This window comes from Cyanobacteriota bacterium (assembly GCA_027618255.1).
Lineage (GTDB): Bacteria > Cyanobacteriota > Vampirovibrionia > LMEP-6097 > LMEP-6097 > JABHOV01.
Genome location: JAQCFG010000008.1, coordinates 41272 through 51127, shown reverse-complemented (window position 1 = coordinate 51127; position 9856 = coordinate 41272). Strand labels below are relative to the sequence as shown.

At 37.4% G+C, this 9856-nt stretch carries 9 protein-coding genes; 5 read left to right on the top strand and 4 right to left on the bottom strand.

Annotated features, from left to right (window positions below):
* Window positions 1–100: 100 nt before the first annotated feature.
* Window positions 101–406: a divalent-cation tolerance protein CutA gene (locus O3C63_02210; protein MDA0771735.1), complete on the top strand. Its 306-nt coding sequence runs from the start codon at window positions 101–103 to the stop codon at window positions 404–406.
* Here O3C63_02210 and O3C63_02205 read toward each other — a convergent pair.
* A complete protein-coding gene (locus O3C63_02205) occupies window positions 389–1561 on the bottom strand; it encodes a branched-chain amino acid ABC transporter substrate-binding protein (GenBank protein ID MDA0771734.1) in 1173 nt (390 codons plus the stop codon). The genes O3C63_02210 and O3C63_02205 overlap by 18 nt on opposite strands.
* 56 nt (window positions 1562–1617) lie before the next feature.
* On the opposite strand from O3C63_02205, the gene O3C63_02200 reads away from it, so the two are divergent.
* Together O3C63_02200 and O3C63_02195 are read left to right on the top strand one after the other, a co-directional pair.
* Window positions 1618–2478: a DUF2797 domain-containing protein gene (locus O3C63_02200; GenBank protein ID MDA0771733.1), complete on the top strand. Its 861-nt coding sequence runs from the start codon at window positions 1618–1620 to the stop codon at window positions 2476–2478.
* 257 nt (window positions 2479–2735) lie between these two features.
* Entirely contained in the window at window positions 2736–3581 is an 846-nt protein-coding gene (locus O3C63_02195) for an HDOD domain-containing protein (protein MDA0771732.1), read from the top strand.
* Between the two features lie 169 nt (window positions 3582–3750).
* Here O3C63_02195 and O3C63_02190 read toward each other — a convergent pair whose 3' ends face one another.
* Window positions 3751–4065, bottom strand: a complete 315-nt coding sequence (locus O3C63_02190) for a multidrug efflux SMR transporter (GenBank protein MDA0771731.1) — start codon at window positions 4063–4065, stop codon at window positions 3751–3753.
* Between the two features lie 218 nt (window positions 4066–4283).
* Window positions 4284–5633, bottom strand: coding sequence for an MATE family efflux transporter (locus tag O3C63_02185; protein ID MDA0771730.1), 1350 nt, complete (start codon window positions 5631–5633; stop codon window positions 4284–4286).
* A gap of 67 nt (window positions 5634–5700) precedes the next feature.
* On the opposite strand from O3C63_02185, the gene O3C63_02180 reads away from it, so the two are divergent.
* Both O3C63_02180 and ccsA read left to right on the top strand, forming a co-directional pair.
* Window positions 5701–6873, top strand: a complete 1173-nt coding sequence (locus O3C63_02180; GenBank protein ID MDA0771729.1) for a cytochrome c biogenesis protein ResB — start codon at window positions 5701–5703, stop codon at window positions 6871–6873.
* Window positions 6866–8812 (top strand): cytochrome c biogenesis protein CcsA, encoded by a 1947-nt coding sequence (gene ccsA / locus O3C63_02175; protein MDA0771728.1) that lies wholly within the window; start codon window positions 6866–6868, stop codon window positions 8810–8812. The genes O3C63_02180 and ccsA overlap by 8 nt, the downstream gene beginning before the upstream one ends.
* On the opposite strand, the gene O3C63_02170 is transcribed toward ccsA, so the two are convergent.
* Window positions 8748–9752: a flagellar motor switch protein FliN gene (locus O3C63_02170; protein ID MDA0771727.1), complete on the bottom strand. Its 1005-nt coding sequence runs from the start codon at window positions 9750–9752 to the stop codon at window positions 8748–8750. The two genes, ccsA and O3C63_02170, sit on opposite strands and share 65 nt — an antisense overlap.
* Window positions 9753–9856 lie beyond the last annotated feature (104 nt).

Here is a 9856-nt window from a genome sequence, read left to right as displayed (position 1 = left end):
GGCAGAAAATTCCGTAGATACCCCGTCTGCTTGCAGCGGGGAGTAGGAATTTTCAGGCGGAGTGTCATTGTTTACCATATAGCCTGTTAAGCTAAAAACCATGATTCTAATTTATTTGACTTGTGAAAATGAAACTGAAGCAAAAGCTATTGCCAAACAACTCTTGGACGAAAACCTGATTGCTTGTGCGAATATTTTCCCACAAATTTATTCAATCTACAAATGGCAAGGAAAGATAGAGCAAGCAAGTGAGTCTGTTGCAATACTTAAAACTAAAAAAGAGAATTATTCTAAACTGAAAACAAGAATCCAAGAACTACATAGTTATGATTGTCCGTGTGTAGTTAGTATTCCTGTAGATAAAGTTAACGAAGAATGTCTTAGTTGGTTAATTAACGAACTTTGATCCTGCGACCTTATAAATTACAAAATCAGGTTCAATCAAATCTCCGTTAGGATCAAATATTTTATTTTCGCCAAGAGTCACTGCAATTGATTCTGGGTTTTTATATTTGTTTGCTTTGATTGCTTGAAGTAATAGCATTGTAGCTCTGTAGCTAGTGCCAACATAGCCTGAGCTTTCTTTGTTGTATTTTTGTTTATATCTCTCGCGAATGAAGTCTGGTGCTGGAGCGGTTCCGATGACAAGTGCTCCTTCGGCTGCACCGTCGGCAAGATCAATAAAGGTTTGATGATGAACACCCTCTGCTGCTAAAAATTGAGTTTCAGGAGAAGCATTTTTGAGTTCTTTGATTAAGTAAGCAGCATCATTGTATTCACCAATGAAGAATACTAAGTCTGCTTTTGTTTCAGCAACTTTGTTGGCTGTTGCCCTATGCTCTGTGGTACGAACAGGAATTGCTTGATAAAGTACTATCTCTTTTTCTTGATCCCTCGCCAGTACTCTAACAAATTCTGACGCTACAGAAACACCATAAGCTCTGTCGTTATAAAGTACGGCTACTCTTTTGAATTGGGCGTTTGACATTACATACCTTGCTGCAACATCACCTAGTTGTCTGTCAGTACCAATGGTTCTATATACATAACCTTTGATATCTGTTCTTTCTGTTAGTTTCGGGTTGGTAGAAGCTGGTGAAATCTCTGCAATGCCTGACTGTGAGTATTTCTTAGAGGTTTCTATTGAGATAGCTGAATTCAAGTGGCCAACTACACCAAGAGCGTTTTGAGCGATAACTAAATCAGCTCTTGCTAATCCTTCTGAAACTAAGCCACCATCATCAATTATAAGTGTGCCGATTTTGTGTTTCTCAGGTGCTTCGGTCATGTTGAATTCTTCTACTGCAAAACTGGCACCTTCTACGATGCTGTTGCCAAGTTCCTTGTAAGGACCAGTTAGTGGTGCTGCAATGGCAATATAATGATCACCTTCAATCGTGGCTACTTCTAGTGGTTCTTCAATACTTGTATTCACATTTGTTTGTGGGGTATTTGGGGAATTTATACTAGTTTGCTTTGAACAAGAAAGCAAGCTTGGTGCTAGCCCAACCAATAAAATCAATAATAGTGGCCTAGTAATCAGTTTTTGTATCGTCATCATTATATTTCTAGTATAGCAATTTTCACGACGATTCAGATTCGTGTTATTTTAATGTAATGTCGAACTATAGAGCACATCTTCGTAAAATGAAACATCAAATCAATTCTGATAATTCAATTGACTATCAGCTTCGGATGATTGAAGGTAAAGATGAGACATTGGAGCCGATTAATCAATATATTGGTAAAAAAGTCAAGATTGAATTTCAAGACCAAATTAATTGTGTTGCTTGTGGCAGAAAAACAAACAAGAGTTTTGGACAGGGTTATTGTTTTCCTTGTTTGCAAAATCTTGCAGAGTGTGACACTTGCATTATAAAACCAGAGCTTTGCCATTTTGATGAAGGTACTTGTCGCGATAATGATTTTGCACAGTCGCATTGCAATATTAATCATTCAATTTATCTAGCGCTCACTAGTGGAATCAAGATTGGTGTTACTCGGCAAATGCAAGAAAAAACTAGATGGGTAGATCAAGGTGCAGTGCAAGCATTGCGAGTGATGACTTTGAGACGCCGTTATCATGCTGGTTTGATTGAGGCTGAACTTGCTAAAGAAATGCAAGACAAAACTAATTGGCAAAAAATGCTTAAAAATAATATAGATCATAGAGATCTTGAAGTAGAAAAAATAAATGTGCTTGCCAGGGTACGATCCTTTATTGAAGCAGATATTTTTGACGAGGATTTGAGTTATATTTTGGAAGAAGCAGAAGTCTTGTCAGAAAAAACTGAAATCCAACGAATTGAATATCCAGTGATTAGCTATCCTGATAAAGTAAAAAGTTTTAACTTGGATAAGGACCCGGTAGTAGAAGGTACTTTGATCGGTATTAAAGGTCAGTATTGGATAATGGATACTGGGGTTATTAATCTTAGAAAGTATGGTGGTTACTTGGTTTCAGTTGACCTTGGTTAAGGATTGCTTAAGGATAAGTTCCAAAACTGCTTTGGGGATGGACTAAGCTTCATTAGACTTACTGCAAAAGTCGGAATTATCCTTAAAGCAAACGCAACATTCGTTGCGGTTGCTACCTTTTTTAAAGCGACATCACTAGCAAAACGGGGTTTTGCAGGATGTCTATTATTAATATTTTTAAATTCAAGTATCCGGCTAAAGTGCCGATATATATAGCTATATGTCAAGGAGAAACCTGGGCTATGGAGAAAAGAATAATGATACAAAAAACGGTAGATAAGGCCCATGAAGTTGTTGCAAAAGCGGAGAAGATGCCATCTATCTCGCCAATTGCAATTCAATTAATTATGATGGTTGAAGATCCGGCGGTGGGACGACAACAAATTGCCGATACTTTAGGTTTAGATGAAGTACTTGCAGCTAATGTTTTCAAGTATGGTAATTCTGCAGCAGTCGGTGCTAGAAAACCATTCCGTAGTCTTGTTCAAGTTGTTGATTATGTCGGTTTTAATACAATCAAAAACATAGCTTTGTTTGTAGCTGCAAGAAATTCAATCACTGACAAGAAATTATGGTTTCGAACAGTTTTTATTTCAATAGCAACCAAAAGATTTTGTGCAATGTTAGATCAGAGTGTAGACGCTACTGATGAAGCTTATATGCTTGCGTTATTTCATAACCTTGGTAGTTTAGTATTTAAATTATTTTATGAGGAAGAGTTTAAAATATGTCAGGCTGAGCCCGGTATTCATCAAAGACTTGCTTTGGAGACAGAGAAGTTTGGTATCAATCATTTGGAATTGTCTGCTACTTTGTTAAACAAGTGGGGCTTTCCGAGCAATGTTATTCAGCAAATCTTGTTTCAAGTAGATTATCATAGCCACAAATATACTAAAGCAAATGCAATGGTAGAACTGGCTAGACGTATGTATGAAGTTCAAAATGGTGATAATGCTGAAATCAATAAAAATGATTTGCAAAAAGCAATTGCTGCAGATGACTTTACTAAAGTAATGGCAAAACATGGCTTAGATAAATTGGATCTAAGCGTGGATTTTCTATACGGCTTGACGAATGCAGCTGAGTCAAGTTGTAGAGCTTAAGGACACGCTGAAAAACGAAGTTTTTCTAGTCGGGTCCATGATAAAAGGTTGTGACCGTGCAGAGCACGTGTCACATAAGGAGCGAGAAAGTCTATTTTTCAGTGTATCCTTAATAGATGAAGCTTGGTATCCTCTGTGTGACAGACTGGAAATGACAAAGCTTTAAACCCTAGCTATAATAATTAATACCAACAACTCCAACAACAATTAAGCAAGCAAAAAAGATCTTTATGATGCTTGATGGTTCGTTGAAATATAGTATTCCAATTGCAACTATTCCAACTGTACCTAGTCCAGACCACAAAGCATAAGCTAGTCCAATATCAATTTTTTTGAAAGCAAAAGCTGCACAAATCAGGCTCAAGCTAAAGAGCATTACTGTACTAAGGGTGTGATCAAAACGAGTGAACCCTAGTGATAGTTTGAGTTGAACAGTTGCGAGAATTTCTAAAATGATTGCTGAAAATAGTAAAAACCATGACATGTTTATCTCCTTTGTGGATAAATTTTCTTGTTGAATAAAGTCTAAATAAGCTTTATATAAAGTTTAAGAATATTTGATGCGATTAATATATAAAAAGAAAGAAAGCCAATAAAGGCCCGATATATGAAAACGCTAAGTATCTATAAGTTTAGAAATCATAAGTGTGATTTGTGATGATATATACTATATACCCAAATTTTTGGACTTTTAAACCTGCCTTACGAAAATAATTTGGCTTTCATTGAATTAAAAGGAATTAATAGGGAAAGACCCCTGATAATCAGAAAAAGATGCAAAGCTAACCAGAGCCCATGATTACCCCAGTATTGAGGCAATAGTGTTACAGCAAGAGCATACAGCGCAAAAGAAATCATCATCATATCTCTTAAGACCCGAGTATGAGTCAAACCAATATAGATACCATCAAATTGAAAAGCAGCAATCCCAGTAATTGGAATTGCAATAAGCCAAGGCATATATTTCATTGCTTCAATTTTGACTGAATCTAAGTTTGTGAGCAAACTTAATAAGCTCTCGCCAAAGAAAAAATAAACCAAGGCAAACAAAACAGCAAAAGCCAGCCCCATTTGACTTGTTTTTTTGACTGTTTGATTAAATGCTTCAATATTCTTGGCACCAAAAGCCTGCCCAATTAGCGCTTCAGCTGCATTGGCAAAACCATCAAGCGCATAACTAACAAACCAAAATAAATTAAGTAGGACTGTGTTAACAGCAAGCGCCAAATCACTACGGCTTGCAGCTGCAGAAGTAAACCAAGCAAAAGCGATAAATAACAAAACTGTTCTAATAAACAAATCTATGTTGATCTTAAAGAGTCTTGTTAATTTACTCGATTCAAGTACTCCTTTCAAAAAGCTCCAATCAATTTGCCCATGCGTCATTGAGAGTTCTTTTTTGGCTAAAATAAATGCAGCAATGATACTTATAATGAATACGAAATGATGTGAGATCAGGGCCGACCAGGCAGCACCAGCAACTCCCCACTTGAGTCCGAGCACCATATAGATTGCAAGTGGAATATTCAGTGCGTTCATCGCGATACGCAAAACCAATGCGAGCTTAGGACGTTGTACTCCATAAAACCAGCCCAGCATAACGTAGTTGCCAAGAGTTGCAACTGATCCCCAGATTCTGATCCCAAAATATTCTTTAGCAAGTGCTTCGACTTCTTCACTTCCGTTTAGAAAGACATTGAAGGCTAACCAGGAAATTAGTTCTTGGAAAATTATTACGATTATTCCGAGACTAAAAGCTAATAAAAGAGCACGAGCCAAGGATAAATATATTTCTGGATAATTCTGCGCGCCATAGGCTTGAGCTGTTACTCCAGTGGTGCCTTTGCGCAAGAAAGAGAAGCTCCAATAAATACATTGTAGTACCACAACTCCAAGAGCGACTGCTCCGATATAAACGGGACTTGGCATTCTGCCCATTACTGCAATATTGGTTGCACCAATGAGTGGGATGGTGATATTTGCAAGGATGATAGGCCAAGCTAAATTCCAAATACGCTGGTAGTTTATTTGAGTTCGATCCGAATGGCCCATGAGCCCATTCTACCTCGTATTATGTTCCTTCGTGCGGCACTTGTAAATTCGTGTCATTATTTATTTGATGCGCTCAGGCTTACTCAAAAACCCAATATTTGCTTTTTTGACTTCATTGAAACTTACTGTTGTTTGTTTGTTTTTGCTTGCTGTTTTAGTTTTGCTCGGGACTATTGATCAAGTTGAATATGGTCTTTATTTAGCTCAACAGCGTTACTTTAATTCTTGGTTTGTACCTGGTTTATATATTGTACCTGGAGCTCGCTTGGTGATTTGGGTTCTATTTATCAACCTTGTTAGTGTTTTGTGTTTGCGTTTTCGCTATCGCTGGTCCAATCTTGGTTTGATACTGTCTCATACTGGTTTGATTGTACTTATGCTCAGTGCTTTTATGACTTTGCATTTTAGTGAGGAATCATTTATGCAATTGAAGGAAGCTGAGCAAAGCAACGTTGCTTCTGATTATATGCTCTGGGAGCTTGCTGTTTGGAAAGACGGAGAAGAATGGATATTTAAAGAACAAGATCTAAGTGTTGGTAAATTTGTTGTGCTTAGACCTGTTTCGAAACAAAGTTTCGATGTACAGGGCGCTCAAAAAAAGGTAGCAACCGCGCAGAAAGCGCGTGTTGCTCTTGGAGATAAATCCGACTTCCAAAATGAGTCTATTGATGCTCACAAAATCTATATTAGTACTAAATACTTAAACGCTAGATACTTTGATACGCCTTTTGCTGGGCGTATTTTAAAGAACCTTCCTGTTGAAACTGATTTTGAAAAGAACAATAGAGCTGTGACTTTAGTCGTTGATAACAGAGAACTCATACTGGAAGGTCAGCAAGAGAGTATGGCTTTTATGACTATTGACCATGAGCAATATGTTTTTGAATTGAGACGCAAACAATATACTTTGCCTTTTGCAATTCAATTATTGGATGTCCAAAGAGATTTGCATCCTGGTACTCAAACTGCCAAGTCCTATTTAAGCAAGGTGAAACTAGTAGAGGGTGATAGCAAGCGCAAATATACGATTTCGATGAATCAACCCTTCCGTTCCACTGCTTATACTGTCTATCAATCCAGTTATGGCATTGATCTTGATGGTAATGAATTTACAGTGCTTGCTATTGTAAAAAATCATGCAAGGTTGCTTCCTTATATATCCAGTTTGATTATTTCTCTTGGTCTATTTTGGCATTTTGGTTTTGCTTTCTTTACTTATTTAAGGAGGCGAGATGCTTAAATCTAATCAAGCCGTCATCCTGAGCAAAGCCTCAGGATCCAGTCCTTATATAAAAATCTGGACATCGTGTTTTGCAGTCCTCAAGATGGTAGTGGTTCTTTGTATATTGACCTTGCCTGTTGCAGCCAAAGAAATTGACTTGAGTCAATTTGAGAGAATTACAGTCTTGGAGCAAGGGCGTTACAAACCATTAGCAAGTTATGCTCGTAATTTATTATTGCGTTTTTCTGGCCGTTCAAAGATAGCGAAGGTTGATGCGACACAATGGTTTGCTCAGACTGTCTTTGAGCCAGCGAAGGCAACCGATAAAAAGATCTTTTTGATTAATGATCCTGCTTTGCTTGAGGCTTTAGAGATTGAACCGGTTAAACACCGTAAATATAGTTTTGATCAATTAGAAAAGAGCTTTGAGAAGCTTTATAGCTTTACCATTGTTGCTTTAAATAAAGAAGATGCTGATAGAACAGATTTGGACAATGAGTTTATTCGGGTCTATAGTAATTTCAATAGTTATCATCAACTCTTGAATTCATTTAGTATCTTTTTTAATCACAGTGATTTTAATATTGCTCAAACAACTGAGTATCTGGGGATCAAGTCTGGTGAGAATAATCTTTTTGCAATATTGAATGCTTCAAACTTGCTTGAAGAGTGGATGTCTAATTTGGATACCTCTAATGCTAAACAATTGAGCGAAAAAGATAAAGAAGTAGTTCGTTTGGCTCTCGCTTTATATTCTTGGATTGAAACTCATAAGGCTTTTGATGAGCTGTATACACCGATTGTCGAGTTTCAGGTGATTCCTCTTGGACAAGAGACTATGACTATTTGGGACTTGTTGTTGACGGAAGATTCAAATAAACCAGAATTGCTTTTGCTTGACTCTATTTATCAGGCTTATCATTATGCTAATCAAACGCAATTCAATGAATCAATTATCGCTTTTAATACTCTGTTGAAACCGCGTTTGCTTGATAAAAGAATTCATACTGATTTAGAGCTTCTTTATAATAAAATCAATCCATTTGGTAATGCAAAGTTCCTTTATGGCTTGGCTTTTTTATTGATAATGATGAGCTTTGTCTTTTGGCCTGTAGTTTTAAGGCGGCTTTCTCTATTGACGTCATTATGTGGCTTTGCGCTGCACCTGTTTGGACTTGTCTCTAGGGTAATCATTCAAGGTCGTCCCCCAGTGACTAACTTATATGAGACCTTTATATTTGTTGCTTTAATTACTGCGATGATTGGTTTGATTATTTATAAAATAGTAGACAAAAATCTTGGTTTGATTTTGACTAGCTTTGTTGCTTTATTGCTTTTACTTGTTTCAGGCAAGTTTGCTAGTGACGGTGATACCATGCAAGTATTAATTGCCGTACTCGATTCTAATTTCTGGTTATCAACTCATGTAGTTTGTATTAGTATTGGTTATGCTGGAGTCTTTATGGCGGGAATTATTGGGCATGTCTACGTATTACAGAGACTTTTTGCTACTAATGGGGTTTCAGAAGCAGCGAAACGCAGTTATAAATTGATATTGCCAGTTTTGGCTTTTGGACTTTGTTTTAGCTTTCTAGGTACTATGCTTGGCGGGATTTGGGCTGATCAGAGTTGGGGTAGATTCTGGGGCTGGGATCCCAAGGAAAATGGTGCGCTATTGATAGTACTTTGGTCTTCTATCATTTTTCATGCTAGGCTCGCTGGCATGCTCAAAGAGTTTGGTATTGCACTAGCGAGTGTCTTCGCTTGTGTTGTTGTTATAACATCTTGGTTTGGAATTAATTTACTTGGTGTTGGTTTGCATTCATATGGTTTTACCAATGGCTTAGCTACCGCCCTCTATGCTTATTATGCTTTTGAGGTTCTATTTATATTTACTGCATTAGTGCTGCAAGCCCTTGGCTCACGTCAAGGTTGCCAACCAACTCAACAATCTTGATGCCGAAGTTGTCATCAATTGCAACTACTTCACCACGTGCAATTAATTGATTGTGCACATAAAGATCTACTGGTTTGTCACAAGGTCTATCAAGCTCGATAGCTGAGCCACGTGTCAGCGTTAAAATATCTCTCATTGGCATTTCTGATCTGCCAAGCTCAAGAACAAGTTCCATGTTTACATGGCGCATGAAATTAAGGTTGCGACTAGGGTTTACTACATCATCATCATTAGTTGATAGAGTCGTTTCAGGATTGGTTGTGGCTTGATTTTCTGTTGCCGCAGTTGTTTCAGTAGTTACTGGCTCAGTACCGGTTTCTTCTATGCTTATACCTTCTCTAGCTTCAGGTCTTAAACCTACAAGTGTCTGAGCTAAAAATTCTACGAGTTTTGAATTGGCTTCAACTTGAATAACTGCTTCAAGTCCGCTAGTTGTTTTGATTTTGAAGCCCATTCCAATTGAGTCTTCTATTCCAGCTGGAAGTTCAAGACTTGAGCTATCGTTAGCTATTAATGATTTTGAACTAGTTTCTAGAACTTCAAGAACGGCAGCGTCATTGCTCTTCATGAAGAATGCTATTGCTGAATTGAGAACTTCGATGCAAAGTTCAGCAAGAGTTTGTTGATCTTCTTCTTTAAGTTCTGTTTCTGCTGATTCTCCATTGTTTTCTTTAAATATATTAGAAAGGTTGAGTGCATGGATATTACTAATAATTAGTGATAGGGGACCATATCCCTTGATTGAGGCAGAAACTAAAAGAGAGTCGCTTTTGACAATGATTTTGTTACTAGTCATTGAGGAGTCTATTAATCTAGAAAAATTTAATTCTACAGCTTGGCCTAGAAAGTCTGAGATGCTTTTTGAAGCTTCAACTGCCGCTGCTTGTGCGATTTCATTAAATTCATATTCATCGTCTGGGCTCATAAGGTGTCTCCTCATTGTTTTATGCCTCAGCTATATACATCTGACTCTCCATCTTTAAGCTTGATCTATATTATTTGACTTAGACTTAATGGCCGATATTTAAACTACCAATGACTTCG

What these genes read in the sequence shown, in the direction of transcription:
- O3C63_02170 (MDA0771727.1), bottom strand. Translation starts at nt 9,752, where the DNA reads ATGAGGAGACACCTTATGAGCCCAGACGATGAATATGAATTTAATGAA.
- O3C63_02205 (MDA0771734.1), bottom strand. Translation starts at nt 1,561, where the DNA reads ATGATGACGATACAAAAACTGATTACTAGGCCACTATTATTGATTTTA.
- O3C63_02180 (MDA0771729.1), top strand. Translation starts at nt 5,701, where the DNA reads ATGCGCTCAGGCTTACTCAAAAACCCAATATTTGCTTTTTTGACTTCA.
- O3C63_02210 (MDA0771735.1), top strand. Translation starts at nt 101, where the DNA reads ATGATTCTAATTTATTTGACTTGTGAAAATGAAACTGAAGCAAAAGCT.
- O3C63_02195 (MDA0771732.1), top strand. Translation starts at nt 2,736, where the DNA reads ATGATACAAAAAACGGTAGATAAGGCCCATGAAGTTGTTGCAAAAGCG.
- O3C63_02185 (MDA0771730.1), bottom strand. Translation starts at nt 5,633, where the DNA reads ATGGGCCATTCGGATCGAACTCAAATAAACTACCAGCGTATTTGGAAT.
- O3C63_02200 (MDA0771733.1), top strand. Translation starts at nt 1,618, where the DNA reads ATGTCGAACTATAGAGCACATCTTCGTAAAATGAAACATCAAATCAAT.
- ccsA (MDA0771728.1), top strand. Translation starts at nt 6,866, where the DNA reads ATGCTTAAATCTAATCAAGCCGTCATCCTGAGCAAAGCCTCAGGATCC.
- O3C63_02190 (MDA0771731.1), bottom strand. Translation starts at nt 4,065, where the DNA reads ATGTCATGGTTTTTACTATTTTCAGCAATCATTTTAGAAATTCTCGCA.